The 26,079-nt window shown below is 65.4% G+C and carries 23 protein-coding genes and 1 pseudogene; 16 read left to right on the top strand and 8 right to left on the bottom strand.

Annotated elements, in window-relative coordinates; translation table 11 throughout:
* The first annotated feature begins 73 nt into the window (after positions 1-73).
* Positions 74-1,291 (top strand): ABC transporter substrate-binding protein, encoded by a 1,218-nt coding sequence (locus A7V84_RS06315; protein WP_025517880.1) that lies wholly within the window; start codon positions 74-76, stop codon positions 1,289-1,291.
* Between the two features lie 59 nt (positions 1,292-1,350).
* Positions 1,351-2,844: a CoA-acylating methylmalonate-semialdehyde dehydrogenase gene (locus A7V84_RS06310; RefSeq protein WP_033534211.1), complete on the top strand. Its 1,494-nt coding sequence runs from the start codon at positions 1,351-1,353 to the stop codon at positions 2,842-2,844.
* A 58-nt stretch (positions 2,845-2,902) separates the two neighbouring features.
* Here the strand turns inward: A7V84_RS06310 and A7V84_RS06305 are convergent, their stop codons facing one another.
* Positions 2,903-3,985, bottom strand: a complete 1,083-nt coding sequence (locus A7V84_RS06305) for a GTPase (RefSeq protein ID WP_033534212.1) — start codon at positions 3,983-3,985, stop codon at positions 2,903-2,905.
* Between the two features lie 180 nt (positions 3,986-4,165).
* Here A7V84_RS06305 and A7V84_RS06300 point away from each other — a divergent pair, with 180 nt between their 5' ends.
* A complete protein-coding gene (locus A7V84_RS06300) occupies positions 4,166-5,110 on the top strand; it encodes a CysB family HTH-type transcriptional regulator (protein ID WP_025517873.1) in 945 nt (314 codons plus the stop codon).
* Positions 5,111-5,242: 132 nt separating this feature from the next.
* Positions 5,243-5,593: a DUF2325 domain-containing protein gene (locus A7V84_RS06295; protein ID WP_025517872.1), complete on the top strand. Its 351-nt coding sequence runs from the start codon at positions 5,243-5,245 to the stop codon at positions 5,591-5,593.
* 146 nt (positions 5,594-5,739) lie between these two features.
* Here A7V84_RS06295 and A7V84_RS06290 read toward each other — a convergent pair whose 3' ends face one another.
* The 5 genes from A7V84_RS06290 to A7V84_RS06270 all read right to left on the bottom strand — a co-directional run bounded on the left by A7V84_RS06290 (position 5,740) and on the right by A7V84_RS06270 (position 9,264).
* Positions 5,740-6,651 (bottom strand): mechanosensitive ion channel family protein, encoded by a 912-nt coding sequence (locus tag A7V84_RS06290; RefSeq protein ID WP_212760475.1) that lies wholly within the window; start codon positions 6,649-6,651, stop codon positions 5,740-5,742.
* A 100-nt stretch (positions 6,652-6,751) separates the two neighbouring features.
* Positions 6,752-7,606, bottom strand: a complete 855-nt coding sequence (locus A7V84_RS06285) for an anti-sigma factor family protein (protein ID WP_025517869.1) — start codon at positions 7,604-7,606, stop codon at positions 6,752-6,754.
* On the bottom strand, positions 7,603-7,956 hold the full coding sequence (locus tag A7V84_RS06280; RefSeq protein ID WP_063492045.1) for an RNA polymerase sigma factor: 354 nt from the start codon (positions 7,954-7,956) through the stop codon (positions 7,603-7,605). The genes A7V84_RS06285 and A7V84_RS06280 overlap by 4 nt, the downstream gene beginning before the upstream one ends.
* Before the next feature lie 70 nt (positions 7,957-8,026).
* Positions 8,027-8,467: a Cif family virulence factor gene (locus A7V84_RS06275; RefSeq protein WP_231886754.1), complete on the bottom strand. Its 441-nt coding sequence runs from the start codon at positions 8,465-8,467 to the stop codon at positions 8,027-8,029.
* Between the two features lie 122 nt (positions 8,468-8,589).
* A complete protein-coding gene (locus A7V84_RS06270) occupies positions 8,590-9,264 on the bottom strand; it encodes a C40 family peptidase (RefSeq protein ID WP_033534214.1) in 675 nt (224 codons plus the stop codon).
* Positions 9,265-9,509: 245 nt separating this feature from the next.
* Here A7V84_RS06270 and A7V84_RS06265 point away from each other — a divergent pair.
* The 6 genes and pseudogenes from A7V84_RS06265 to ltaE all read left to right on the top strand — a co-directional run.
* Positions 9,510-11,423 (top strand): annotated as a pseudogene (locus A7V84_RS06265) (propionate--CoA ligase); the annotation flags it as partial.
* Positions 11,423-11,845: a heme-binding protein gene (locus A7V84_RS06260; RefSeq protein WP_025517861.1), complete on the top strand. Its 423-nt coding sequence runs from the start codon at positions 11,423-11,425 to the stop codon at positions 11,843-11,845. The pseudogene A7V84_RS06265 and the gene A7V84_RS06260, both read left to right, overlap by 1 nt.
* An 80-nt stretch (positions 11,846-11,925) precedes the next feature.
* Entirely contained in the window at positions 11,926-13,152 is a 1,227-nt protein-coding gene (locus A7V84_RS06255) for an MFS transporter (RefSeq protein ID WP_025517859.1), read from the top strand.
* A 171-nt stretch (positions 13,153-13,323) separates the two neighbouring features.
* A complete protein-coding gene (gene acs / locus A7V84_RS06250) occupies positions 13,324-15,303 on the top strand; it encodes an acetate--CoA ligase (protein ID WP_063492046.1) in 1,980 nt (659 codons plus the stop codon).
* Positions 15,304-15,520: 217 nt separating this feature from the next.
* Complete coding sequence (locus A7V84_RS06245) at positions 15,521-16,426, top strand: DMT family transporter (RefSeq protein WP_025517857.1); 906 nt, start codon at positions 15,521-15,523, stop codon at positions 16,424-16,426.
* A complete protein-coding gene (gene ltaE, locus A7V84_RS06240; protein WP_025517856.1) occupies positions 16,423-17,436 on the top strand; it encodes a low-specificity L-threonine aldolase in 1,014 nt (337 codons plus the stop codon). The genes A7V84_RS06245 and ltaE overlap by 4 nt, the downstream gene beginning before the upstream one ends.
* Here ltaE and A7V84_RS06235 read toward each other — a convergent pair.
* Positions 17,433-18,266, bottom strand: coding sequence for an NAD-dependent epimerase/dehydratase family protein (locus tag A7V84_RS06235; protein WP_025517855.1), 834 nt, complete (start codon positions 18,264-18,266; stop codon positions 17,433-17,435). The two genes, ltaE and A7V84_RS06235, sit on opposite strands and share 4 nt — an antisense overlap.
* A gap of 75 nt (positions 18,267-18,341) precedes the next feature.
* The gene (locus A7V84_RS06230) at positions 18,342-19,991 is read right to left on the bottom strand and encodes an electron transfer flavoprotein-ubiquinone oxidoreductase (RefSeq protein ID WP_033534219.1); all 1,650 of its coding nucleotides are present in this window, start codon (positions 19,989-19,991) and stop codon (positions 18,342-18,344) included.
* 191 nt (positions 19,992-20,182) lie between these two features.
* Here A7V84_RS06230 and A7V84_RS06225 point away from each other — a divergent pair, with 191 nt between their 5' ends.
* From A7V84_RS06225 to A7V84_RS06200, 6 genes are all read left to right on the top strand, one after another.
* Positions 20,183-20,569: an acyl-CoA thioesterase gene (locus tag A7V84_RS06225; RefSeq protein ID WP_081695138.1), complete on the top strand. Its 387-nt coding sequence runs from the start codon at positions 20,183-20,185 to the stop codon at positions 20,567-20,569.
* Positions 20,570-20,664: 95 nt separating this feature from the next.
* Positions 20,665-21,363 carry a CoA transferase subunit A gene (locus A7V84_RS06220; RefSeq protein ID WP_025517852.1) on the top strand — a complete coding sequence of 233 codons (699 nt, stop codon included), beginning with the start codon at positions 20,665-20,667 and terminating at the stop codon, positions 21,361-21,363.
* A 12-nt stretch (positions 21,364-21,375) separates the two neighbouring features.
* Entirely contained in the window at positions 21,376-22,029 is a 654-nt protein-coding gene (locus A7V84_RS06215; RefSeq protein ID WP_025517851.1) for a 3-oxoacid CoA-transferase subunit B, read from the top strand.
* 187 nt (positions 22,030-22,216) lie between these two features.
* Positions 22,217-23,104 carry a MurR/RpiR family transcriptional regulator gene (locus A7V84_RS06210; protein ID WP_063492047.1) on the top strand — a complete coding sequence of 296 codons (888 nt, stop codon included), beginning with the start codon at positions 22,217-22,219 and terminating at the stop codon, positions 23,102-23,104.
* Positions 23,101-24,078, top strand: coding sequence for an isoaspartyl peptidase/L-asparaginase family protein (locus A7V84_RS06205; RefSeq protein ID WP_025517848.1), 978 nt, complete (start codon positions 23,101-23,103; stop codon positions 24,076-24,078). The genes A7V84_RS06210 and A7V84_RS06205 overlap by 4 nt, the downstream gene beginning before the upstream one ends.
* 37 nt (positions 24,079-24,115) lie before the next feature.
* Positions 24,116-26,005, top strand: coding sequence for a dipeptide ABC transporter ATP-binding protein (locus tag A7V84_RS06200; protein WP_033534220.1), 1,890 nt, complete (start codon positions 24,116-24,118; stop codon positions 26,003-26,005).
* Positions 26,006-26,079: the final 74 nt, after the last annotated feature.

The following is a 26,079-nucleotide window of genomic DNA, read 5'->3' as shown; positions in this document are numbered from 1 at the left end:
CACACATCTACACTAGGTTCACCACTGCGGCTCCAGCGGCAGGAGGTCCAAAAAAATGACAGGAGACAAGCTCATGAAATTGCGTGCACGCGGAACGGCCGCAGGCCTGTGTCTGGGCGCCTTGCTGGTCGGGCAGGCCTTGGCCGCCGACAAGCCGGTGGTGAAGATCGGCGTCCTGACCGATATGTCTGGTAACTATGCCGCCATGGGCGGTCCGGGGTCGGTGGCGGCAGCCCAGCTTGCCATCGACGACTGCCTGGCTGCCGAGTGCAAGGGCATGAAGATCGAGCTGGTGTCGGCCGACAACCAGAACAAGGCTGACGTGGGCGCGGCGCGCGCCCGTGAGTGGTTCGACCGCGATGGTGTCTCGGCGATTGCCGACCTGACCAACTCGGCGGTGGCGCTGGCGGTGCAGGGCATCGCACGCGAGAAGGACAAGGTCGTGCTGTTCTCGGGGCCGGCCACGACCGCCCTGACCAATAAAGACTGCTCGCCCGTCGGCTTTCACTGGATGTTCGACACCTATTCGCAGTCTGCAGGCGGCGCCAAGGCGACTGTGCGCGACGGCGGCAAGTCGTGGTACTTCATCACGGTGGACTATGCCTTTGGCCATTCGCTGGAGGCCGATACCGCCAAGGCGGTGCAGGCGCTGGGCGGCAAGGTCAACGGTGGCGTGCGCCACCCCCTGAATGCTCCGGATTTCGCTTCCTACCTGCTGCAGGCGCAAAGCTCCAAGGCCCAGGTCGTGGCCCTGGCCAACGGCGGGCAGGATACGGTCAACGCGGTCAAGCAGGCGCGCGAGTTCGGCGTGGTCGATGGCGGGCAACGCCTGGTATCGCTGCTGATCTTCCTGTCGGATCTGCGCGCGTTGGGCCTGGACAATGCCCAGGGCCTGTCGTACGTCGACGGCTTTTATTGGGATTATGACGACGACACGCGCCAGTGGTCGGATCGCTTCGAGAAGGCTTTCCGCGGGCTGAAGCCGACCATGACGCAGGCGGGCGTGTATTCCAGCGTGCTGCACTATCTGCGCGCGGTCGCCGCCACGGGCAGCACCGAAGGCAAGGTCGTGGCCGACAAGATGCGCGAGCTGCCCATCAAGGACCCGATCATGCGTAATGCCTCCATCCGCCCGGATGGTCGGGTGATCCACGATATGTATCTGTACGAAGTCAAAAAGCCGGCCGATTCGAAGGGCGGCTGGGACTACTCCAAGCTGGTGGCGACGATCCCGGCCGAGGAAGCATTCCAGCCGCTGGCGGACTCGACCTGCCCGTTGGTCAAACCCTGATTTTCTTTTGAAACATGCGGCCTTGCGGCCGCTTTCCCTGGCAGTATGAGGAGCAAGCAATGAGTGAAGTCCCCCGCGTTCCGTTGCTGATCGGCGGCAAGCTGGTGCAGTCCAAGACCACGCAGTGGCGTGATGTCATCAATCCGGCCACGCAGGAAGTGGTGGCCCAGGTGCCGTTCGCCACGCGCGAAGAGTTGGATCTGGCGGTAGCCAACGCCCAGGAGGCCTTCCAGACCTGGCGTAACGCCGGCCAGGGCCAGCGCATGCGCGTCATGCTGAAGTTTCAGCAACTGCTGCGCGAGAACACCACCAAGTTGGCGGAGATGATCACCCGCGAGCACGGCAAGACCCTGCCGGACGCCGAGGGCGAAGTCGGCCGCGGCCTGGAAGTGGTCGAGCACGCCTGCTCCATGGTCAGCCTGCAACTGGGCGAGTATGCCGAGAATGCCGCTTCCGGCATCGACGTTTACACGCTGATCCAGCCCCTGGGCGTGTGCGCCGGCATCACGGCCTTCAACTTCCCCGTGATGCTGCCTTGCTTCATGTTCCCCATCGCAGTGGCTTGCGGCAACACCTTCGTGCTCAAGCCCTCCGAGCAAGACCCCACTGCCTCGCTTTACCTTGCCGAACTGGCTCTGGAAGCCGGCCTGCCGCCGGGTGTGCTGAACGTGGTGCATGGCGGCCCGGACATCGCCAATGGCCTGTGCGAGCATCCCGACATCAAGGCCGTGTCCTTCATCGGTTCGACCCGCGTAGGTACGGAAATCTATGAGCGCGCCTCCAAGGCAGGCAAGCGCTGCCAGTCGATGATGGGCGCCAAGAACCACTGCGTCATCTTGCCGGACGCCGATCCGGAAGTCGCCCTGAATCAGCTGGTGGGCGCAGCCTTCGGCGCTGCCGGTCAGCGCTGCATGGCGACGTCGGTGGCGGTGCTGGTGGGCGAGGCCCGCAATTGGCTGCCGGATTTCGTCGAGCGCGCCAAGAAGCTCAAGGTCAATGCCGGCACGGACCGTCAGGCCGATCTCGGCCCGCTGGTGTCGCCCAATGCGCGCAAGCGCGTCGAGAGCCTCATCCAGCAAGGCGTGGACGAGGGCGCCAAGCTGCTGCTGGACGGCCGCGGCGTCAAAGTGGAAGGCTATGCCGACGGCAACTTCGTGGGCCCGACGATTTTCGACGGCGTGACGCAGTCGATGACCATCTACCAGGAAGAAGTGTTCGGCCCGGTGCTGTGCGTGGTGGGTGTGGACACGCTGGAGGACGCGGTCGCCTTCATCAACCGCAACCCCAACGGCAACGGCGTGGCGCTGTTCACCCAGGACGGTGGCGCGGCGCGCTACTTCCAGAACAACATCGACGTCGGCCAGATCGGCATCAATATTCCGATCCCTGTGCCGGTCGCCTGGTTCAGCTTTACGGGTTCGCGCGCCTCCAAGCTGGGCGACCTGGGCCCCAACGGCAAGCAGGCAGTGCAGTTCTGGACCCAGACCAAGACGGTGACGGCGCGCTGGTCGGCGCACGGCCGCTCGGTCAATACCACCATCACCATGCGTTGATCCGGCGCGGGTGAGGGCGGGGCGGGCTGCGTTCGCAAGAGCGCAGCCTGCCCCGTTTTCATTTGGGCGCCTTGAGCGTGTGGACGAACTCGCGAGCCACTTCCTCGGCGCTGATCTCGGCCGGCATCTTGGCCGCGAACAGTTTTCGCAGCGTCAGGATGTAGGCTTCGCCGAAGGCGGTGGTCAGGGCGGCGGCGGTGGCCGCGGACACCGCGCCGCCGACGACCGAGCCGACGCCCGGGATCAGCTTGAGCAGCGAGCCGACAGCTGCGCGACCGGCCAGCGTGCCGCCGACGGTCGTGACGGCCGTCGCCACGAGCGTGGTCACGAAGGATTCCGAGAGTTTCAGGCCGAAGATGCCCGAGATGGTCACGATCATGGTGACCTGGACGGGGACGATGCCGACGGCATCGGCAAAGGGGATGGGCGTGGCGCCCACGGTGCCGGCAGCCAGGGCTGCAGTGCCTACGGCAACGTGGCTGCGTTCGACCTTGTGCTGCAGATCGACTTTCTGGGCGGCCACAAAGGCATTTTTGTGGCCGTCAGGAAAAAGCTGGGCGGTGACCTCCACGAGCTGGCGCAGCCCCATGGGTTCGAGCACCGGCCCGTCGTCGAGTTCTTCGCGCAGTGCGCGTACCCGGACAAACTGGCGCGCGCCGGGCAGCAACTTCTCGACCTCGGCGCGAAAACCGTTGTCGCTGCGCGCCTTGGTGATGACGACCACGGTCGGGATGCGGTACTTCTCCAGCAGGGCCAGCAGGTCGATTTCGGCCTGCTCCACCCGGCGCGAGTCCTCGGCGATGCACAGCCAGGCCACGTGCACGTGCTGGCCGGCGTCGCGCGAGGCATTGCGTGTTCTGAGCGCTTCTTCGAGCTGGCTGCGGGTCTGCTGATAGGCGCCGGCCTCGATGCCCTTGGTGTCGATGATGGTCAGCGGAATGCCATCCTTGCGGTATTCGCGGGTATTCTGCGTGACCGGCCGGCCAATGCCGGTGGTGGCCAGCTCGCCCTGAAAAATGGCATTGACCAGCGTGCTCTTGCCCACGCCGGTCTTGCCGGCGATCAGCACATTGGCGTGCCCGATCTGCTTTCTGGCCTTGGCCAGAGAGTCCTTGACGAGGGTCGCGATGTCTTCGTGCATGGCAGCCTGAGAGAAGAAAACAAACTCGGATATCCGTTGCCGGAACCTGGGCATAGTAATCGAAGCGCCAGCCCTTCCCCGCCTGCGTTCCGATGACTAAACATATTCTTATAAGTTATATAGGCACTGTTTTATATTACTTATAATCAGGTTCATCACAAGGCAAGGGGAATTACGGACATGAACCTTCAGCAATTCCGATTCGTGCGGGAAACGATACGCCGCGACTTCAACCTGACGGAAGCCGCCCGTATGCTCTATACCTCTCAGCCAGGGGTGTCCAAGGCCATCATCGAGTTCGAGGACGAGCTGGGCATCAAGATCTTCGAGCGCCACGGCAAGCGCATCAAGGGCCTCACCAAGCCGGGGCTGGCCGTCTCGCAGGTGATCGACCGCATCATGCGCGAGGTCGACAATCTCAAGAAGGTCAGCGATGAGTTCGCGCGCCGCGACGAGGGCGGACTGGTGATCGCCTGCACGCACACCCAGGCACGCTATCTCCTGCCGCGCGTCATCCCTGCGTTTCGTCAGCAGTTTCCCAAGGTTCATCTGTCGCTGGCCGAGGGCAGCCCGGCGCAGCTCGCCGAGATGGTGTTGCACGAGCAGGCAGACCTGGCCCTGGCGACCGAATCGCTGGCTTTGACGCCGGGCCTGGCCACGTTGCCCGTCTATACCTGGGAGCACACGGTGGTGGTGCGGCCCGATCATCCGCTGGCCGAATTGAGGTCGTCACAGGCGCGCAACCTGACGCTTGCGCAATTGGCCGAGTTCCCCATCGTGACCTACGACCGTGCCTTCACGGGCCGCAGCACGATCGACGAGATCTTCGCCAACCAGGGCATTCATCCCGATATCGTTCTGGAAGCCATCGATGCCGACGTGATCAAGACCTATGTCGATGTGGGCCTGGGCATCGGCATCATCGCCGGGGTGGCCTACGATCCGCGGCGCGACAGCAATCTGGTGGGACTGCCCGTGGGGCATCTGTTCGGCACTCACACCACACGCGTGGGCGTCAAGTCCGGGGTGTTCCTGCGTGACTACATCTATACCTTTCTGGAGATGCTGGCGCCGCAGCTCACCCGGCAGGTCGTCAACGACGCCGTGCAGGGCGGAGGGCGCTAAGCCATCGAGTCAGGGACTATGCGCCGGGTCGACTCCATTGAAATAATAAAATGGGAATGACTCTCATTTGATTTGACTAATCAATGGGAATCATTATCATTACCGCATACGCAACAACCAATGAGGTGAATCATGGTGGCTGGCTTGAGCGCGGTAGTGGTCGGTGCAGATCGTCTGGGCAACATCCCGGATCTACTGAAAGGACACAACATTTCGATCACGCATCACATCAGCGGGCGTGATCCTTCGCATCAGAAGAAGACCCTGCAGTTGCCCACCGGCACCCAACTGGTGATCCTGTTGACCGACTTCCTGGGGCATAACGTCATGAAGACCTTCCGCAACGCGGCGCAGCGCGGCGGAATCAAGGTCGTGGCTTGTCGCCGCTCGGTCTGCAGCATGCAGCAGGCCTTGCAGCAATGCGGGCTGTGCACCAAGGCTTGTGAGAAGCAGGCCTATGAAAAGCCGCTTACCCGTCACTGAAAGGATCCAGCCAGCCCGTAATCTCCTTGGCGGCACCTGCCGTCACGATTTCACCGGTGCCACAGCCGGCCGTTCAGGCCGACGCTGAAACAGCGGCGATCCGCCGCCCGGAAACTGACAACGCCTCCCTGGGGAGGCGTTTTTTTTCAGGTTTTTTCGGCGTTCACGGGGGCAGGGGGGCAGCGCGGGTCCAGCCAGGGCAGGCGCAGGCCGCGGGCCCGGACGGCTTCATCGATGGCGATCAGGATCGCATCGCGGCAGTCGGTGCTGTCGGAAAACTGCGGCACCCAGTATTTGATGCGGTAAGTCACGCCCTCGGCGGCATAGGCAATGGCGCGTACGCGTGGCGTCTGGTCGGGATCGAGGCCCGCCTTGGGCATGCTGTTCAAGGCGGCTTCGTAGAGCAGCAGCTTGCCTTCGGCGATGGAGATGTCATGGCCGAGCACGATTTCCAGATCACCCTGGTATTGCTTGCGGGGTGCGCTGTAGTTGGTCAGCATCTGCCGCGATATCTGGCTGTTGGGCAGGATCATGTAGGTGCCGTTGGGCGTCAGGATGCGGGTAGTTCGCCAACCGATCTCGGTGACGCGGCCCCGGGTGGTGGCATCGAAGCCGACCCAGTCGCCGATGCGGTAAGGGGCTTCCACGCCAATGGCGATCCCGGCCAGCACGTCGGCCAGCACGTTGCGGATGGCAAAGCCCAGGATGGCGATGATCAGGCCCGAGCTGGCAATGATGCCGCCAGCGGTCTGCCCCAGCAGCAAGCCGATGGCGGCCACTGTCGCCACGGCGAACAGAGAGGCGGTGATCAGCTCGCGCAGCAGCCGGGGCGTTTTGCGCTTGCGCCGCGCCCGGCGTGTCAGGGTGGCGGTGGCCATGCGCCCGACCAGCCAGGCGAAGGCGTAAAAGCTCAGGGCGGCGCTGACGCGTCGGAAGGCTTCCGGGCTCCAGCCTGGCAGAAAGCGCCGGAACAGGTCGGCATGAAAGGTGTAGACAAGCACGGTGACCGTGCACAGCACGGCGGGCCATAGCAATCCTGCAATTTTTGAATTGGACATCGGTGCAAGCCTCGGGAGGGGAGGGCGTGCCCGGTCAGGCCGGGCGCGCCGGCGTCATTCTAATCCTTGCCGCCGATCGCCGCCGGGTGGCGGGTCCGTCTCAGCCCGGCGTGGCGCCGCCGGACAGGGCGGGTGACTGCCCTGGGTTGAGCTGGCGATACACCTCGGCCGAAATCCGCGCCAGTTCGCTGCGGCCGGCATAGGAGGACAGGGCATAGCCGAAGCCGTCCTCGATCCAGTAGAAAACGTTGACCGGGCCGTCGTGGGTGAACTGGAACGTGGTGGGCGCACCCCGGGCCGCCGTGGCAGTGTCTTCGTTGGTGACATAGAGCGTCAGCCGCATGCCGGCAGCATCTTCGTACATGAACTGTGCCACCGGCCCCTGGCCGCCGGGCAGCAGCCGCCCGCCCTGCAAGCGGTAGCCGAGCGCTTGCAGTCTGGGGGGTGTCAGGCGCGCGCCCATGCGTTTCGACAGCCAGGTGACCAGCTGGTCTTCATGGTCGGCGGAGATTTCGACCGGACGACGCAGGTCCGGCACAAAGACGGTATGGGCGACGGCAGCCCGCAGGGCGAAGGCGCCGGCGTTGGCCGGCGCGGCGCTGGCGAGCAGGGTCGGTTGCGGCCATTGGGCGCGCAGGCCCCAGCCCAGCACACCGCCGGCCAGGGCAATGAGCAGGCTGGCGGCCAGTCGCCACAGGCCTTGCGAAGCGCGGGCGGTTCGCGGGGGACTAGCGGCCTGGCGCAGTCGTTCGGGAATGGGTTCGTCGAGCACGCCTGCGAAGCGGGCGCGCAGGGCCAGGCGTTGTGCCTGCCAGGCCTGTACGCGGCGCGCCTGTTCGGGGTGGTCGGCGAGATAGGCCCCCAGCGCGTCAGCCCGGGCCGGATCCAGTTGACCGTCGACCCAGGCGTGCAGGTCGTCTTCGGTGATTGGGGAAGGCTTGGCGTCAGGGGTCATTTCACGACTCGCATGTGTGCGGCGGGACGCGCGCCGCCCATCAGTTGCCGCAGGCGCTCACGTCCGCGCGACAGGCGCGACATGACGGTGCCCGGTGGGATGCCCAGGTTGCGGGCGATGTCCGCATAGCTCATGTCTTCCAGGGCTACCAGCAGAAGGATCTCGCGTTGCTCGGGAGGAAGCTGGGCGAGGGCCTGATCCAGGTCGAGCAGCTGCAGGCCGGATTCCGGCGCTGCCGGGCCGCAGACGTTTTCAGCGCCGCTTTCATCCCAGGGCACGGTGGCAAGACCGGGACGGCGTGCGCGGTCGACGTGCAGATGGTGCATCAAGGTGAAAAGCCAGGCGCGCATAACGTCTGAGCCGGGGGATCCAGTCCAGCAGGCGGTCCACCGAGAGCGTGGGCATGGCGCAGTGTGGAGGTCAGCGCGGCGCCGTCAGCCCGGCACGCGGGGCGACCTGCCAGACCTCGTTGACGAGCTTGCCATCACGATAGGTCAGGACGTAGCGCAGCGTCAGGGCGGACTTGCCTTCCAGCAGCAGGTCGGCGCTGACCGTCGCCCCCTTGGGGTTGGCGGCTTCGTCGATGGTTCCCACGGTGACCTTGAGCGGCCCCTGGGCGGCGAAGAAACGTTGCCAGACGGCATTGATGGCCTGGGCGTCGGCGTAGCTGCCGTCCAGCGGGCCGCCGACCCATTCGAAGCGCGGCTGGGCGCCATACTCGGCCATTACGGCGGGCAGGTCGTTGGCGGCGATGGCCTTCAGGCGGGCCTGGGCCTGGTCGAGCGCGGCGGCGTGGCCCTGGGCGGCCAGCAAGGCCAGCGGCAATGCAATCGTGGTGAGGCGCAGCATCTTTCTCATCATGGCTCCTGACAAGGGGTGAGCCTGTCGCCGGTTGGCACAGGCAGTCATGGAGGCAGACGGCCGGGGGCGGCGGTTTATTCCGTCCTGGTTGAAAAAAGCTGGTCCGGGGGAACGGGTTTGGATCAGTCGCGGGCCTGGGCCGACGCCAGGCGGTTGTCCTTGACGACGCGACGGGCGCCGTTATAGCGCTTGTTCCAGTAGGCCACCGTCATTTTTTCGATGCGCACGACGCCGCCGGAGCTGGGCGAGTGGATGAAGCTGTCTTCGCCAATGTAGATGCCGACGTGCGAGTAGCGTCGGCCGAGCGTATTGAAGAACACCAGATCGCCGGGGCGCAGTTCGCTACGGTCGATGACCTGCGACTGGCGGGCCATTTCCGCTGCGTTGCGGGGCAGCTTGAGGCCCAGCGAGCGTTCTGCCGAGTAGAGGATCAGGCCGCTGCAGTCAAAGCCGCTGTCCGGGCTGGTGCCGCCGAAACGGTAGCGCACGCCGAGTTGATTCATGGCCTCGGCCAGCAGGGCGTCGCCGCCGAACGAGGCTTTCAGGCCCTGGCCGCTGCTGCGGTCGCGCTTGAGCGAGCTGCGCGACACCAGCATGCCGATGGGGTCGTCGGAGGCGGCGAGCCATTCGGCGCGGGTTTCGTCGGTGTCGGAGACGAAGGCCGCGGACTTCTGGGCTGTGCTGCTGGCGCAGCCGGCCATCACGGCCAGGCAACCCAGCGAAGCAAGCAGGCGTGCCCCGCGCTTGGCGAGTAGGGAGAACGAATCGGGTGACGCAGTTTGGGCGTATCGAAGCATGCTCGCCAAGTTTGATTGGGCCGGAGAATCGGCCACGGGTTAGGATAGAAAAAAATAATGGGGCGATTCTATCAAATCTATTATTACATCCGGGTGTAACGAGTACGAAAAAAGCCGCTTCCAGGCGGCCCGGATCAAATGGCATGGCCACGCCAACCTGGGGGAATCCCCAGTCATCGCGGCAAGCCTGGTGCAAGGTTGATTGTCGACAATAAAAAAAGCGCGGTCGATGCCGCACACAGGCTGAAATGAACCATAACAGGAGGCAAAGCATGGAAAAAACCCGGGATTTCCATTACCGGTCGATTCACGAGCGTGATGGCTTCTGGCGCGAACAGGCGCAGCGGATCCACTGGGAGACGCCTTTTTCAGAGGTGCTGGATTTTTCCCGGCCGCCGTTCGCTCATTGGTTTGTGGGCGGGCGCAGCAATCTCTGTTACAACGCCGTCGATCGCTGGTTGCCCCAGCAGGCCGATGAGCCGGCGTTGATCTGGGTGTCGACCGAAGTCGACCAGGAGCGCACCTATACCCGGCGCGAGTTGTACCAGGAGGTCAATGCGGTGGCCGCCATGCTGCGCGAGCAGGGCGTGGGTCGCGGGGACCGGGTGCTGCTGTACATGCCCATGGTGCCTGAGGCGGTCTTCACGATGCTGGCCTGCGCGCGCATCGGGGCGGTGCACTCGGTGGTATTCGGCGGCTTCGCCTCGGTCAATCTGGCGCAGCGCATCGATGATGCGCGTCCCAAGGTGGTGGTCAGCACCGACGGCGGCTCGCGCGCGGGCAAGGTGGTCGCGTACAAGCCCTTGCTGGACAAGGCCCTGTCGCTGGCCGAGCATCCGCCGGCATCCGTGATCCTGCTGGACCGGGGGTTGGCGCCTTTCGAGCGCCAGCCGGGCCGCGACCTCGATTACGCCGATCTGCGCGCCCGTCACGAGGGCGCCGAGGTGCCGGTCGAATGGCTGGAGTCTGCCGAGCCGAGCTACATCCTGTACACCTCGGGCACGACCGGCAGGCCCAAGGGCGTGCAGCGCGATACGGGAGGCTATGCCGTGGCGCTGGCTTCCTCCATGGAGTATCTGTTCGACGGCCGCCCGGGTGAGACCTTCTTCTGCACCAGCGACATCGGCTGGGTGGTGGGGCACTCTTACATTGTCTATGCGCCGCTGATCGGCGGACAGGCGACCATCCTCTATGAGGGAACGCCGGTGCGCCCCGATGGCGGCATCCTGTGGCGCCTGGTGCAGAAGTACAAGGTCAATACCCTGTTTTCCGCACCGACCGCGGTGCGCGTGCTCAAGCGCCAGGATCCGGAGTTGCTCAAGCAATATGACCTGTCTTCGCTGCGCGCGCTCTACCTGGCGGGCGAGCCGCTGGACGAACCGACGGCGCAGTGGATCGCCGATGGCCTGGGCAAGCCCATCATCGACAACTACTGGCAGACCGAGTCGGGCTGGCCTATCCTTTCGGCCCAGCCGGGGGTCGAGCGCGTGCCGACCCGCTTTGGCAGCCCCTCTTTCCCGGTTTATGGCTTTGATGTCCGCGTAGTGGACGAATCCACCGGCGAGGACCTGGGGCCGAACCAGAAGGGCGTGGTGGCCATCGTGCCGCCGCTGCCGCCGGGGGCGCTGGCGACGATCTGGGGCGATGATGCCCGTTTCGTGGAGACGTATTTCAGCTCCATTCCGGGCCGTCAGCTGTACTCGACCTTCGACTGGGGGCTGCGTGACCAGGACGGCTATTGGTTCATCCTGGGCCGCACCGACGATGTGATCAACGTGGCCGGACACCGCCTGGGCACGCGCGAGATCGAGGAGTCGATCAACAGCCATGCCGGCGTGGCCGAGTGCGCCGTGGTGGGGGTGGCAGACAGTCTCAAGGGGCAGGTGGCGCAGGCGTTCGTGGTGCTCAAGCGTCCCGAAACGGTCGAGGGCGATGACGCCGCCCGGCAGCTGGAGCGGGATATCATGCGCCTGGTTGAGGAGCAGCTGGGTGCCGTGGCGCGGCCGGCGCGCATCCACTTCGTAGGCGTGTTGCCCAAGACCCGCTCGGGCAAGGTGCTGCGCCGAGCCATCGTGGCGGTCTGCGAGGGCCGTGACCCGGGCGACCTGACGACCATCGAGGATCCGTCGGCGCTCGAACAGATCAAGGAATCGCTGTAATGAAATCCAAACCCGTGCTGGTTGCGGACGACGTCAAGAAAATCCTCGCCGCTGCCGAAGCGCATGCCCTGGCCCAGCAATGGGCCGTCAGCATCGCCGTGGTCGACGATGGCGGCCACTTGCTGGGCATGTCGCGTGGCGATGGGGCGGCGCCCATCTCCGCGCACATCGCCCCGGCCAAGGCGCGCACCGCCGCGCTCGGGCGGCGCGAGTCGCGCCTCTACGAGGAAACCATCAACAATGGCCGCTATTCCTTCCTGTCGGTGCCGCTGCTCGAAGGGATGCTGGAGGGCGGGGTGCCCATCGTGGCCGATGGTCAGGTGGTGGGCGCGGTGGGCGTGTCTGGCGTGAAATCCAGTGAAGATGCCCAGATCGCCCGCGCCGGCATTGCCGCGCTGGGTCTGCCGGTCCAGGCACAGTGAGTCGCGAGCTCCCCGAGGCGGCGCTGCGCGCCGCCGTGCTCAATCCGGGGGTGAGCCGGCGCGAGGTCTGGGCCTGGGCCATGTATGACTTCGCCAACTCCGGCTACACGACGGTGATTCTCACGACGGTGTTCAGCACCTATTTCGTGGCCGTCGTGGGCCAGCGCGCCGACTGGGCCACGCTGGCATGGACGGCGGCTTTGTCGCTGTCCTATCTGGCCATCATGCTGACCATGCCGACGCTGGGCGCGCGCGCCGATGCGCGCGCCGGCAAGCGCCGGCTGCTCTACACCAGCACGGCCGGCTGCGTGCTGGCCACCCTGTTGCTGGCCCGCGCGGGGCCGGGCGATGTGTGGCTGGCGCTGGCGGCCGTGGCGGTTTCCAATTACTGCTATTGCATCGGCGAGTCGGTGGTGGCGGCCTTTCTGCCCGAACTGGCTCAGCCTCAGGCGCTGGGGCGGGTCTCGGGCTGGGGCTGGAGCTTCGGCTATTGCGGCGGCATGCTGACCTTGGGCCTGTGCCTGGCAGTGGTCAGCTGGGGCGAGGCGCGGGGATTGTCGGCCGAGCAGTATGTGCCCTGGGTGATCCTGGTGACCTGTGCCGTGTTTGCCCTGGCGGCGCTGCCTTCGTTTTTTCTGCTGCGCGAGCGGGCCCAGCCCAAGGCCGTGCCGGTCCGGGCGGCCGACATGCTGCGGCGGCTGGCCTTTGCCTGGCGCGATACAGGCGAGCATTTTCCGGAATTTCGCGGGCTGCTGCTTTGCGGCGCCAGCTATCAGGCCGGAATTGCGGTGGTGATCACGCTGGCGGCCATCTATGCCGAGCAGGCCATGGGCTTTACCATGCCGCAGGTGATGCTGCTGGTGTTCACCGTCAACATTGCGGCGGCCGCCGGCGCCTTCGCCTTCGGTTATCTTCAGGATCGCATTGGCCACAAGCGGGCGCTGGGCATGACCCTGGTGGGCTGGATCATCATGGTGGTGGTGGCCTATGCGGCCACCACCGCAGCGGTGTTCTGGGTAGCAGCCTTGCTCGCCGGGCTGTGCATGGGCACCAGCCAAAGCGCCGGTCGCGCCATGACCGGCGCTCTGGCGCCGCCGGGCCGGCTGGCGGAATTTTTCGCGCTCTGGACCTTCGCCGTGCAGCTGGCGGCGGTAGTCGGGCCCCTGACCTATGGCCTGGTGACCTGGCTGACCGCCGGCAATCACCGTCTGGCCATCCTGGTGACGGGAATCTTCTTTCTTGTCGGCCTGCTGTTGTTGCAACGGGTCGATCTGGCGCGCGGTATCGCCCGTCGCCAGGCGCTTTGAGCCTCGGCGCATGCCAGGCCAGGCTGCTATTCTTACGGTCTGGCCACCATGTTGTGGGGGCACCAGGCGGACCAAGGAGGCCCGCCTGCGTAAGGTGCCCGTAAGAGCATGGCGATACGGTTGCGTGTCGGCAAAACGGCAGCACCAAAATCACGAATCGGAGACAAAACCATGTCGAATGCCATCCAATCCGTTCTGGTGGAGAACCGCGTGTTCCCGCCGCCCGAAAGCGCCGTCAAGGGCGCAGCCATCTCGGGCATGGACGCCTATCGGGCACTGTGTCAGGAAGTCGAGCAGGATCACGACGGCTTCTGGACCCGTCAGGCGCGCGAACACCTGCAATGGACCAAACCTTTCACCCAGGTGCTCGACGAGAGCGACGCGCCGTTTTACCGCTGGTTCGGCGATGGCGAACTGAACGTCTCGGCCAACTGCCTGGACGTGCACCTGACCAACGGCAACGCCGACAAGACCGCCATCATCTTCGAGGCCGACGACGGCCGCGTCGAGAAGGTCACCTACCGCGAGTTGCTGCAGCGCGTCTCGCGCTTTGCCAACGGCCTGAAGGCCCTGGGCTACAAGGCCGGCGATCGCGCCATCATCTATCTGCCCATGTCCATCGAGGCAGTGGTCGCCATGCAGGCCTGCGCCCGTCTGGGCGTGACGCATTCGGTGGTGTTCGGCGGTTTCTCGGCCAAGAGCCTGCAGGAGCGCATCGTCGACGTGGGCGCCTCGCTGGTGATCACGGCCGATGCGCAGATGCGCGGCGGCAAGGTCATCCCGCTCAAGCCGGCGGTCGATGAAGCATTCGCCATGGGCCATTGCGAAGCCGTTCGCAAGGTGGTGGTCTATCGCCGCAGCGGTTCCGAGGTGATCTGGAACGAGGGCCGTGATGTCTGGATGCACGACGTCGAAGCGGGCCAGCCCGATCATTGCGAGCCGGTGCCGGTCAATGCCGAGCACCCCCTGTTCGTGTTGTACACCTCCGGCTCCACCGGCACGCCCAAAGGCGTGCAGCATGCCTCGGGCGGCTATCTCCTGTGGGCAGCGATGACCGCCAAGTGGACTTTCGATGCGCGCGCCGACGACGTCTATTGGTGCACGGCCGACGTGGGCTGGATCACCGGGCACACCTATATCGCCTACGGCCCGCTGGCGGCCGGCCTGACCCAGGTGGTGTTCGAAGGGGTGCCGACCTTCCCCGACGCCGGGCGCTTCTGGGAAATGATCCAGCGCCACAAGGTCACCGTGTTCTACACCGCGCCCACGGCCATCCGGTCGCTCATCAAGGCCTCGGAATCGGCTCCGCAGACCCATCCGCGCAACTTCGACCTGAACAGCCTGCGCATCATCGGCACGGTGGGCGAACCCATCAACCCGGAAGCCTGGATCTGGTATCACAAGAACGTGGGCCAGGAGCGCTGCCCCATCGTCGACACCTGGTGGCAGACCGAAACCGGCGGCCATATGATCACGCCGCTGCCGGGCGCGACGCCGCTCAAGCCGGGCTCCTGCACCTTGCCGCTGCCGGGCATCAGCGCGGCCATCGTCGATGAAACCGGCGCCGATGTCGATCAGGGCAATGGCGGTTTCCTGGTGATCAAGCGTCCGTGGCCGGCGATGATCCGTACGGTGTGGGGCGATCCGGAGCGCTTCAAGAAGAACTACTTCCCGCCGGAGTTGCGCGGCTACTATCTGGCCGGCGATGGCGCGCAGCGCGACGCCGACGGCTATTTCTGGATCATGGGCCGTATCGACGATGTGCTCAACGTCTCGGGCCATCGCCTGGGGACCATGGAGGTCGAGTCTGCCCTGGTGGCGCATGAGCTGGTGGCCGAGGCCGCCGTGGTCGGCCGCCCGGACGACACCACAGGCGAAGCCGTGGTGGCTTTCGTGGTGCTCAAGGGCGCGCGTCCGGAAGGCGAACAGGCGCAGGCCATCGCCAAGCAGTTGCGCGATTGGGTGGGCAAGGAGATCGGCCCGATTGCCAAGCCCAAGGACATCCGCTTCGGCGACAACCTGCCCAAGACGCGCTCGGGCAAGATCATGCGCCGCCTGTTGCGCGTGGTCGCCAAGGGCGAGGAAGTCACGCAGGATGTCTCCACGCTGGAGAATCCGGCCATCCTCGAACAGCTGGCCCGCCCGCTGTAAGGCAGCGGGCAGCAGCCAGGGCCTGCGCTTGACGGCGCAGGCCTTTTTTTCGCCCCAGGCGTGCGCCAATAGCTGCACGGCCATCGCGGTCAATTGCGCGGCGGGCCAGCCGGCTGCGTTACCATCAGTCCGGTAGCTTGCCTTTCTGTGTCGCCCGCCTCTGGCGGGCGCTCTTGCGTGGGCCGAGCGTTGTGTTCGTATTCAGGAGAGTTTCATCGTGACCCGTGGCAGTTTTGACCGCAGCGGCCTGGCCTTGATGGTGGCGACCATCGTGGTGTGGGCGGGCAGCTGGATCGCGATGAAGCTGGTGGTGCCCTACATCGGCCCCTACGACTTCGTGGTGCTGCGGTATCTGGGCGGGGCGCTGGTGCTGTTCATCGGCGCGGCCGCCACCGGACGCTCGCTGGCCATGCCGCCCTGGCGCCTGACGCTGCTGGTGGGCGCGACGCAGACGGCGGGTTTCCAGGGCTTCGTGCAGACGGCCCTGGTATCCGGCGGGGTGGCCAAGGTTTCGCTGATGGCCTACACCATGCCGTTCTGGCTGATCCTATTCGCCTGGCTGATCCTGAAGGAGCGCCCGACGGGGCGCCACTGGGCCGGCATTGCCCTGGCCGGTGGCGGCCTGGTGTGCTTTCTGGAACCCTGGCAAGGCATGGGCGATGCGGTGCCGGTGGTGCTGGGCGTGTTCAGCGGCCTGTGCTGGGGGCTGGGCACGGCCCTGTCCAAGCGCATGTTCGAGCAGTACTCGCCCGATATCGTGACCTTTACTGCCTGGCAGATGTTGTTCGGCGCGTTGCTAATGACGCCGGTGGCGCTGCTCGTGCCGCAGATCGACGCGATCTGGGGCTGGCAGCTCTGGATCGGCATGATCTACATCATCTTCGGCGCATCGGCCCTGGCGTGGGTGATGTGGTTGCTGGTGGTGCGCCGCCTGCCGGCCTCGATCGCGGGCTTGTCCAGCCTGGGGGTGCCGGTCACTGCCGTCTTGCTGGCATGGTTGATTCTTAATGAGCGTCCGACCCCGGCCGAAGGGGTGGGCATGGCCTGCGTCATGGCAGGTATCTGGGTGGTGAGCCGGGCGCGTGCCCCGGCCAGAACCGATTCCCGACAGGAGAAGGCATGATCGATTTTCGTAGCGACACCGTCACGCGGCCGACGGCCGCCATGCGTCAGGCGATGGCCCAGGCGCCGGTGGGCGATGACGTGATGGGCGACGATCCCAGCGTACGCGCCTTGCAGGAGGCCGTGGCCGGGCGCGCCGGCAAGGAGGCGGGCCTGTTCTTTCCTTCGGGCACGCAGAGCAATCTGGCGGCCTTGATGGCGCATTGCGGGCGTGGCGACGAATATCTGGCCGGACAGCAGGCGCACACCTACAAGTTCGAAGGCGGTGGCGCCGCCGTGCTCGGCAGCATCCAGCCGCAACCCATCGAGCATGACGCCGATGGCAGCCTGCCGCTGGCCAGGCTGGCCGCCGCCGTCAAGCCGGTCGGCGACGCGCACTATGCGCGCACGCGCCTGCTGGCGCTTGAGAACACCTTCCATGGCAAGGTGATCGATCAGGGCTATATCCTGGAGGCTGCGGCTTTCGCGCGCAGCCGCCAGCTGGCCACCCACCTGGACGGCGCGCGGGTGTTCAATGCGAGCGTGGCCAGCGGCCTGAGCCTGGCCGAGCTGTGCCAACCCTTCGATACGGTCTCGATCTGTTTTTCCAAGGGGCTGGGCGCACCGGTGGGCTCGGTGCTCGTGGGTAGCCAGGCTCTCATCGATACGGCGCGCCGCTGGCGCAAGGTGCTGGGCGGCGGCATGCGCCAAGCCGGGGTGCTGGCTGCGGGCGCTTTGCATGCCCTGGATCATCATGTCGAACGTCTGGCGCAGGATCACGAGCATGCCCGGCTGCTGGCGGAAGGACTGGGCGGCCTGCCCGGCGTGCAAGTGCTCTCGCAACAGACAAATATGGTGTTCGTTCAGTTTGATCCGCAGCGCTGTGCCGGCCTGCAGGACGGGCTGCAGGCCGAGGGCATCGCCATGCGCGCCGTGTATGGCGGGCCGACGCGCCTGGTGACCCACCTGGATATTTCGCGCGAGGATATCGCCCGCACGGTGCAGACGCTGGCCCGCCTGCTGCGCGCCTAGCGGTTTTCGATCAGGGCGCGGTAGCCATCCAGTGTGTCGGGCCAGGCCAGCTGCAGACCGCTTGCTTTCAGACGGGCATTGCTCAGCCGCTTGCTGCCGACGCCGGCAGGCGCCGGGCCGCAGCCGGGCGAAGGCGCGTGCAGCAGGCGCGCCAATTCGCCATACAGGCGGTCCAGCGGCATGGGCGTGTCATCGGCGCCGAGATAGCAGGGCAGGGCTTGCGGCAGGTGCAGCAAGTGCGCCACCGCCGCCGCCGCATCGTCGATATGGATGCGGTTGGCCCAGTGCGCCGGCTCGCGAGGAGCGCGTGCCTGGCCGGCGCGCAAGCGTTCGAGCAATTGCAGCCGGCCCGGGCCGTAGAGGCCGGCCAGCCGCAGGCTGACCGCCCCGGGCTCCAGCTGCCTCAGCCGGGTCTCCGCTTCCAGCAGCGTGGCACCATTGAAGGCCAGGGGGGCGGGCGGCGTCGTTTCGTCGACCCAGTCCTGGCCATGATCGCCGTAAACCGCCGAGGATGAGACAAAGACCCAGCGCCGGGGACGCCCCGCCAGCGCGGCGTGCAGATGCGCCAGGCCGTCCAGAAAGACGGCACGGTAGCGCTGCGGATCGCGCCCGCCCGGCGCGGGCAGATAGGCGACCCGGTCGATATCGTCGGGCAAGCCGCGCAGGCTCTGGGGTTGGCTGAGGTCGGCCTGGATCCAGCGCAGCCCATCGGGCGAGTCGGCCGGCGGCTGGCGCCGCAGGGCCCAGACGGTATCGCCGCGCGCGAGCAGCCGCGCGGCCGTGCGCAGACCCAGGTCGCCGCAACCGGCAAGCAGAATGGTTTGTGCCATGACAGTCTCCGGCAACGTCGAGGGCAGAGAAGGGCGCAAGCAAAACGGGGCGCCGAAGCGCCCCGTCGAGAAGGATCACATGCCGTTATAGACCGGGCCTTCGCCGCCTTGCGGCGCGACCCAGACGATATTCTGCTTGGGATCCTTGATGTCGCAGGTCTTGCAGTGCACGCAGTTCTGGGCGTTGATCTGCAGCTTGTCGGCGCCGTGATCGTCCTTGATGAACTCGTACACCCCGGCAGGGCAGTAGCGCGCCTCCGGGCCGCCGTAGACGGCCAGGTTGACTTCCACCGGCACATCGGGATTCTTCAGCGTCAGGTGGATAGGCTGGTTCTCTTCGTGGTTGGTGTTGGAGATGAACACCGAACTCAGACGATCGAAGGTCAGCTTGCCATCCGGCTTGGGATAGTCGATGCGGGCGCACTGGGCGGCCGGCTGCAGGTAGGCGTGGTCGGGCTTGCCGTTGCCGCGCAGCGTCCAGGGCATCTTGCCCTTGAGCAACCACTGTTCGATGCCGGTCATGACGGTGGCAACGGTGCGGCCCTTCTTGAACCATTGCTTGAAATTGCGCGCCTTGTTCAGTTCTTCGTGCAGCCACGAGGATTCGAAGGCTTGCGGATAGGCGCTCAGTTCATCGGCGCGACGGTCCGCGACGATGGCGTCGAAAGCCGCTTCGGCGGCCATCTTGCCCGACTTGATGGCGGCATGGCTGCCCTTGATGCGCGAGGCATTCAGGAAGCCGGCGTCACAGCCGATCAGGGCGCCGCCCGGGAACACCAGCTTGGGCAGCGACAGCAGGCCGCCGGCCGTGATGGCGCGGGCGCCGTAGGCAATGCGCTTGCCGCCTTCGAAGACGCCGCGGATGGCCGGGTGGGTCTTGTAGCGCTGAAATTCCTCGAACGGCGACAGCCAGGGGTTGGCGTAGTCCAGGCCGACGATCAGGCCCACCACCACGATGTTGTTGTCGAGGTGGTACAGGAAGGATCCGCCGTAGGTGTCGGCGTCCAGCGGCCAGCCGGCCGTGTGCATCACCAGCCCGGGGCGGGCCTGCGCGGGGTCGACCTCCCACATTTCCTTGATGCCGATGCCGTAAGCCTGAGGGTTGCGGCCGTCGTCGAGCTTGAAGCGCTCGGTCAGCTGGCGGCCCAGTTGGCCGCGCGCGCCTTCGGCAAACAGGGTGTAGCGCGCCAGCAGTTCCATGCCCGGCTGATAGTGATCCGTGTGCGTGCCGTCGCGCGCCACGCCCATGTCACCGGTGGCCACGCCGCGCACGGCGCCGTTTTCATCGTAGAGCACCTCGACCGCGGCAAAGCCGGGGAAGATGTCCACGCCCAGCGCCTCGGCCTGCTCGCCCATCCATTTGGCCACCTCGCCCAGGCGGACGATGTAGTTGCCCTTGTTGTGGAAACAGGCCGGCAACAGCCAGTCAGGGGTGGAACGTGCGCCCTTGTCGGAAAGGAACAGGAACTTGTCCTGAGTGACGGGCACGTTCAGCGGCGCGCCCTTTTCTTTCCAGTCCGGGATCAGCTCGGTCAGCGCGATCGGGTCCATGACGGCGCCGGAAAGAATGTGTGCACCGATTTCCGCACCCTTTTCGAGCACGCAGACGCTGATCTCTTGGTTTTTTTCCGCCGCCAGTTGTTTCAGGCGGATGGCGGAGGCGAGGCCGGCTGGGCCACCGCCCACCACAACCACGTCATATTCCATCGACTCGCGTTCAGCCATTACCAAAATCTCCCCTTCTCTGAGCCCTACTTTTGTAGGAAGTATCATTGACGATTGCTGGATTGTATTGCAGTGAAGCAAAGCGCGGAAAATCGATTACATCAACCCGGATTCAGGAGCTGGCAGTGGAGCAGGCAGTAGACAGTGCATCATTGATTCAACCCGGAGCTCGCCATCAGGTTGAGCTGCCAATGCGGTGGGGGGATGCCGATGCGCTCAACCACCTGAACAACACGCTGTATTTCCGCATGATGGAAGAAGCGCGCATGCAGATCCTGTATGGCGCCGGCCTGGACCTGCCGGCCGATCAGGGCGCCATCCTGGCGCATGCCTCGTGCGACTTTCTGCGTCCGGTGGTCTACCCGGCCACGGTGCGCGTCACGCACGTGCTCAAGCGTATCGGCCGCTCCAGCATGGAGCTGGAACTGGTGCTCGAAAAGGTGGGCGATGACAGCGGCCCGTATGCGCGCGGGCGCAACGTGCTGGTGTGGATGGACTACGTGGCGAATTGTTCCATGGCGTGGCCGGCCGAGGTGCTGGAGCGTTTGGGCGGACAGTTCAGCAACCCGGACAACTGAGCGGTCCGTGCCGTTAAAATCAATGGCGGAACACGGCTAGGGGCAGCCCCGCCGGTCAATAACCGATCCCAGGATCTCAACAAGGAGTTGGAGCGATGGACAAGGTTTATGCAAGCGCCACCGAGGCGCTGGCAGGCATCGTCAAGGATGGGCAGATGATTGCCGTCGGAGGCTTCGGCCTTTGCGGCATCCCGGAAGCGCTGATCGCGGCGCTGCGTGACTCGGGCGTGAAGAATCTGACCTGCGTGAGCAATAACGCAGGCGTGGACGGCTTCGGGCTGGGCCAGCTGTTGAATACCCGCCAGGTCAGCAAGATGATTGCGTCCTATGTGGGCGAGAACAAGGAGTTCGAGCGCCAGTACCTGGCGGGCGAACTGGAACTGGAATTCACGCCTCAGGGTACGCTGGCCGAGAAGCTGCGCGCCGGCGGCGCAGGCATACCGGCTTTCTTCACGCGTACCGGCGTGGGCACCATCGTCGCCGATGGCAAGGAAATCCGTGAGTTCGATGGGCAGCAGTACGTCATGGAGCGTTCGCTGACCCCGGACGTCTCGCTGGTGAAGGCCCATATCGCCGATCGCAGCGGCAATCTGGTGTTCCACAAGACCGCGCGCAACTTCAACCCCAATGTCGCCATGGCCGGCAAGATCACGGTCGTCGAGGTCGAACAGATCGTCGACACCGGCAGCCTCGATCCCGACCAGATCCATCTGCCCGGCATCTACGTGCACCGGATCGTGCTCAATGCCAATCCGGAAAAGCGCATCGAACAACGTACTACCCGCCCGGCTTAAGGAGACGACGACATGGCATGGTCCCGCGATGAAATGGCGGCGCGCGCGGCGCGCGAGCTGCAAGACGGCTTTTACGTGAACCTGGGCATTGGCCTGCCCACCCTGGTCGCCAACCACGTGCCCAAGGGCGTGGAGGTCTGGCTGCAATCCGAAAACGGGCTGCTGGGTATCGGCCCGTTCCCGACCGAGGCCGAGATCGATCCCGATCTCATCAACGCTGGCAAGCAGACCGTCACGACGCTGCCCGGCTCGTCCTTCTTCTCCTCGGCCGACTCGTTCGCGATGATCCGCGGCGGCAAGATCAACCTGGCCATCCTGGGGGCGATGCAGGTCTCCGAAAAGGGCGACCTGGCCAACTGGATGATCCCCGGCAAAATGGTCAAGGGCATGGGCGGCGCCATGGACCTGGTGGCCGGTGTGGGCCGGGTGGTGGTGCTGATGGAACACGTGGCCAAGAAGAAAGACGGCAGCGAAGACATGAAGCTGCTGCCCGAGTGCAACCTGCCGCTGACCGGCGTGGGTGTGGTGGATCTGATCATCACCGATCTGGGCGTGATGGAGGTCACCCCCGATGGTTTGAAGCTGCTGGAGCTGGCCCCGGGCGTGTCGGTGGAGGAAATCCAGTCCAAGACCGCTGCCAAGCTGGATGTCTCGGCCGTGAGCTGAGTATTCCGCCTGCAATCGAAAACCCGCCCTGGCAAGGGCGGGTTTTTTTATGCCGGCAGCCATTCCCGGGACATGCCTGGCCCCATTGCGGCGCAGGGTAATCCCTATATGTGAAAATATTTTTTCTTTTCTAAAATCCGTAGGTAAATCTATTTTCATTGGCGCGTTCCGCCTTTTATTTGTCTCCATGACCCAGGCTCCCCCTTCCCTCGCTGACCGGATTGCCCGGGCGCAGCCTGGTTTCAGCCGCAGCCAGCATCGCATGGCTGAGTTTGTGCTGGCGCATCCGTTCAAGGTGGCCACCATGACGATCGACGAGTTCGCTGCGGCCGTGGAAGTGTCGGTGGCCACGGCCAACCGCTTTGCCCGCGCGCTGGATCTGCCTGGCTACCCCCAGTTTCGCGCCGAGCTGGCGCGCGGGTTCGAGTCGGCCCTTGAGCCAGTCGAGAAGTTGCGGGTGGAGCTGGCGCAATCGGCCAGCGCGGTGCAGATCTTTGCCGCCACCTTGCAGGAAGACATCCAGAACGCGCAGCGCACTCTCCAGGGGCTGGACGAAGCGACCTGTGAGCGCGCAGTCAATGCGGTGCTGCAGGCCGAACGTGTGTTCATCATCGGTTTCGGCGCCAGTGGTTTTCTGGCCGGCCTGTTGCAGCGCGGCCTGTGCATGCACCTGCATTCGGTCGAATCGCTGGCCGGGCCGGGGGGCGTATCGCACGCCGCGCGCCAGATGGCGCGCATGACGCCGCGCGATCTGGTGATCGCGATCGCCTTCCCCCGCTATCTGGCCGACACGGTGACGCTGGCCAATGCCGCCAAGCAGGCCGGCGTGCCAGTGCTGGTGCTGACCGACAAACCGACTTCGCCGCTGGCGCCGTGCGTCACCGTGGCGTTGTATGCGCCCAGCTCGCGGCAGTTGCTGTCTAACGCCGAAACCGCGGCCCTGGGCCTGATCGAGGCGCTGTCGGCGGCGGTGGCGCATCGCGCCAAAGACTCAATCGAAGCGGCCATGGGCGTGACCCAGTCGGTCATGCCGTGGCTGATCCATGGTGTACCAGGAACAGGAAAACGAGGATGACCCCGGTTATCGCAATTCATGGCGGCGCGGGCGCGATCTCGCGCGCCGATATGTCGGCCGAGAAAGAGCAGGAATACCAGCAGGCGCTGCGCCGTATCGTCGAGGCCGGCCAGGCCGTGCTGGCCGCCGGTGGCAGCGCGATGGACGCGGTGACCGAGGCGGTGCGTCTGCTGGAAGACTGTCCTTTGTTCAATGCCGGGCATGGCGCCGTGCTGACCAGCGCGGCCACTCACGAGCTGGATGCCTCCGTGATGGACGGCGCCACGTTGCGCACGGGCGCCGTGGCCATGGTGGATTGCGTGCGCAATCCGATCCTGGCGGCGCGCCGCGTGATGGAGCAAAGCAAGCATGTGCTGTTCGTGGGTGAAGGCGCGGTGGCGTTCGCCCGCGAACAGGGGCTGGAACTGGTCGACCCCTCGTACTTCACCACCGAGGCGCGTCGCCAGCAGCTCGAGCGCGTGCAGCGCGAACACCCTGATGCGGCTGTGCTGGATCACGACGGCCAGGCCATCGTGTCGCGCGGCCAGCCTGCGCCGGCCGATCCGCTGGATGCGGACCGCAAGTTCGGCACCGTGGGGGCGGTGGCCGTCGATGCCCGAGGCAACCTGGCTGCGGCCACCTCCACCGGCGGGATCACCAATAAGCAGGTCGGCAGGGTGGGCGATTCGCCGCTCATCGGCGCTGGCTGCTATGCCAACAACCGCACGTGCGCGATTTCGGCTACCGGCACCGGAGAGATGTTCATCCGCATGGTGGCGGCCTATGACGTCTCGGCCCGCATGGAGTATCTGGGCGAGTCGCTGGCGCAGGCCGCCGATTGCGTGGTCAACAAAAAGCTGCCCACCATCGATGGCAAGGGCGGGCTGATTGCCGTCGATGCGCAGGGCAATGTGGCGCTGCCGTTCAATACGGAAGGTATGTACCGCGGTTATGGCCGCGTGGGCGAGGACGCCGTCGTCGCCATTTACCGATGATTCGTGGGTCATCGGGCATTTAGGATCGGAATTAAATATGGTTGATCGCGCTCAGATGCCGACGCTGCCGGAGAAACGCGTGGTTCAGGTCGATGACCTGACGGTGCGCTTCGTTACCTCCGAACGGACGGTGGAGGCAGTACGCAATCTCTCTTTCCATGTGGATCGTGGCGAGACGCTGGCCATCGTTGGCGAGTCGGGCTCAGGGAAATCGGTGACGTCGCTGTCGCTCATGCGCCTGATCGAGCATGGGGGCGGGCGCATCGCCCAGGGTTCGATGACGCTGCGCCGGCGCAGCGGCGAGGTGGTGGATCTGGTGCGGGCCTCTTCGCGCACCATGCGCAGCGTGCGCGGCGCCGACATGGCCATGATCTTCCAGGAGCCCATGACCTCGCTGAATCCGGTGTTCACCGCCGGTGACCAGATTGCCGAAACCATCCGCCTGCACCAGGGCAAGGATGCGGCTGCCGCGCGCGCCGAGGCGCTGCGCATGCTGGAGCAGGTGCGTATTCCCGAAGCGCGTTCGGTGCTGGAGCGTTATCCGCATCAACTCTCGGGAGGCATGCGCCAGCGCGTCATGATCGCCATGGCGCTGGCCTGCAAGCCCGCGCTGCTGATCGCCGATGAACCGACCACGGCGCTGGATGTCACCATTCAGGCCCAGATTCTGCAGCTGATCCGCCAACTTCAGGAAGAGATGCACATGGGCGTGGTGTTCATCACCCACGACATGGGCGTGGTGGCCGAAGTGGCCGACCGGGTGCTGGTGATGTACCGGGGCGACAAGGTCGAGGAGGGGGCTGCCGAGCGTGTGTTCGCCGCGCCCGAGCACAGCTATACCCGTGCCTTGCTGTCGGCCGTGCCGCGACTGGGCGCCATGACCGGCACCGACCTGCCCGAACGCTTTCCGCTGCTGCAGGTCAACGGCCGCCCTGATCCCTCCGATGAGCCTACCAGTGCGGTCAATCCCGAAGACCGGCCGCCGGCCAATCAGTCGCCGGTGCTCAGCGTGCGCGACCTGGTGACCCGCTTCGATGTGCGCGGCGGCATCCTGGGACGCGTGCAGCGCCGCGTGCACGCGGTCGAGAAGGTGAGTTTCGACCTGTTCCCTGGCGAGACGCTCTCGCTGGTGGGCGAGTCCGGTTGCGGCAAATCGACCACCGGCCGTTCGCTGCTGCGCCTGGTGGACAGCCAGAGCGGCGAGATCCTGTTCGGCGGACGCGATATCGTCAGGCTCAAGAACAGCGAGCTGCAGTCCCTGCGTCGCGACATCCAGTTCGTGTTCCAGGATCCGTTCGCCTCGCTCGACCCGCGCGTGACGGTCGGTTTTTCCATCATGGAGCCGTTGCTGGTGCACGGTGTCGCCAGCGGCCGCCAGGCGCAGGCGCGGGTCGAAGAATTGCTCGAGCGCGTGGGCCTGGCGCCCGAGATGGCGCAGCGCTACCCGCATGAATTCTCGGGCGGCCAGCGCCAGCGCATCTGTATCGCGCGTGCCCTGGCGCTCAATCCCAAGGTGGTGATCGCCGATGAGTCGGTCTCGGCGCTGGATGTGTCCATCCAGGCGCAGATCGTCAATCTGCTGATCGATCTGCAAAGCGACCTGGGCGTGTCGTTCCTGTTCATTTCGCATGACATGGCCGTGGTCGAGCGCATCAGCCATCGCGTGGCGGTGATGTACCTGGGCCAGATCGTCGAGATCGGCCCGCGTCGCGCCATCTTCGAGAATCCGCAGCATCCCTACACCAAGAAACTGATGTCGGCGGTGCCGATTGCCGATCCGGCGCGGCGTCACCTCAAGCGAACGCTGTTGTCCGAGGAAATCCCCAGCCCGATCCGCAAGGTCGGCGACGAGCCGGTCGTCGAGCCCCTGGTGCAGGTCGGGCCGGATCACTTTGTTGCGCGCCATGCCGTTGGTGGCGCTTATTGATGTCCGGTCCGGGCGGCATGATGTCGCCTGCTCCGGGACTTTTCGACCCTCTCACCTTCTCGACCGAGGAGCTG

Origin of the sequence: Bordetella trematum, assembly GCF_900078335.1 — a bacterium.
Classification (GTDB): domain Bacteria; phylum Pseudomonadota; class Gammaproteobacteria; order Burkholderiales; family Burkholderiaceae_B; genus Bordetella; species Bordetella trematum.
The sequence above is the reverse complement of the archived record's forward strand: the minus strand, read 5'-3'. Positions and strand labels throughout refer to the sequence as shown.

Bases quoted from the DNA above. Each gene is read 5' to 3' on its own strand.
- A7V84_RS06305 (WP_033534212.1), bottom strand. From the start codon at position 3,985: ATGCACGAAGACATCGCGACCCTCGTCAAGGACTCTCTGGCCAAGGCC.
- A7V84_RS06285 (WP_025517869.1), bottom strand. From the start codon at position 7,606: ATGACCCCTGACGCCAAGCCTTCCCCAATCACCGAAGACGACCTGCAC.
- A7V84_RS06310 (WP_033534211.1), top strand. From the start codon at position 1,351: ATGAGTGAAGTCCCCCGCGTTCCGTTGCTGATCGGCGGCAAGCTGGTG.
- ltaE (WP_025517856.1), top strand. From the start codon at position 16,423: ATGATCGATTTTCGTAGCGACACCGTCACGCGGCCGACGGCCGCCATG.
- A7V84_RS06290 (WP_212760475.1), bottom strand. From the start codon at position 6,651: ATGTCCAATTCAAAAATTGCAGGATTGCTATGGCCCGCCGTGCTGTGC.
- A7V84_RS06260 (WP_025517861.1), top strand. From the start codon at position 11,423: ATGAAATCCAAACCCGTGCTGGTTGCGGACGACGTCAAGAAAATCCTC.
- A7V84_RS06295 (WP_025517872.1), top strand. From the start codon at position 5,243: ATGGTGGCTGGCTTGAGCGCGGTAGTGGTCGGTGCAGATCGTCTGGGC.
- A7V84_RS06205 (WP_025517848.1), top strand. From the start codon at position 23,101: ATGACCCCGGTTATCGCAATTCATGGCGGCGCGGGCGCGATCTCGCGC.
- A7V84_RS06300 (WP_025517873.1), top strand. From the start codon at position 4,166: ATGAACCTTCAGCAATTCCGATTCGTGCGGGAAACGATACGCCGCGAC.
- A7V84_RS06225 (WP_081695138.1), top strand. From the start codon at position 20,183: ATGCGGTGGGGGGATGCCGATGCGCTCAACCACCTGAACAACACGCTG.
- A7V84_RS06280 (WP_063492045.1), bottom strand. From the start codon at position 7,956: ATGCGCGCCTGGCTTTTCACCTTGATGCACCATCTGCACGTCGACCGC.
- A7V84_RS06200 (WP_033534220.1), top strand. From the start codon at position 24,116: ATGGTTGATCGCGCTCAGATGCCGACGCTGCCGGAGAAACGCGTGGTT.
- A7V84_RS06270 (WP_033534214.1), bottom strand. From the start codon at position 9,264: ATGCTTCGATACGCCCAAACTGCGTCACCCGATTCGTTCTCCCTACTC.
- A7V84_RS06235 (WP_025517855.1), bottom strand. From the start codon at position 18,266: ATGGCACAAACCATTCTGCTTGCCGGTTGCGGCGACCTGGGTCTGCGC.
- A7V84_RS06215 (WP_025517851.1), top strand. From the start codon at position 21,376: ATGGCATGGTCCCGCGATGAAATGGCGGCGCGCGCGGCGCGCGAGCTG.
- acs (WP_063492046.1), top strand. From the start codon at position 13,324: ATGTCGAATGCCATCCAATCCGTTCTGGTGGAGAACCGCGTGTTCCCG.
- A7V84_RS06230 (WP_033534219.1), bottom strand. From the start codon at position 19,991: ATGGCTGAACGCGAGTCGATGGAATATGACGTGGTTGTGGTGGGCGGT.
- A7V84_RS06275 (WP_231886754.1), bottom strand. From the start codon at position 8,467: ATGATGAGAAAGATGCTGCGCCTCACCACGATTGCATTGCCGCTGGCC.
- A7V84_RS06255 (WP_025517859.1), top strand. From the start codon at position 11,926: ATGTATGACTTCGCCAACTCCGGCTACACGACGGTGATTCTCACGACG.
- A7V84_RS06315 (WP_025517880.1), top strand. From the start codon at position 74: ATGAAATTGCGTGCACGCGGAACGGCCGCAGGCCTGTGTCTGGGCGCC.
- A7V84_RS06210 (WP_063492047.1), top strand. From the start codon at position 22,217: ATGACCCAGGCTCCCCCTTCCCTCGCTGACCGGATTGCCCGGGCGCAG.
- A7V84_RS06220 (WP_025517852.1), top strand. From the start codon at position 20,665: ATGGACAAGGTTTATGCAAGCGCCACCGAGGCGCTGGCAGGCATCGTC.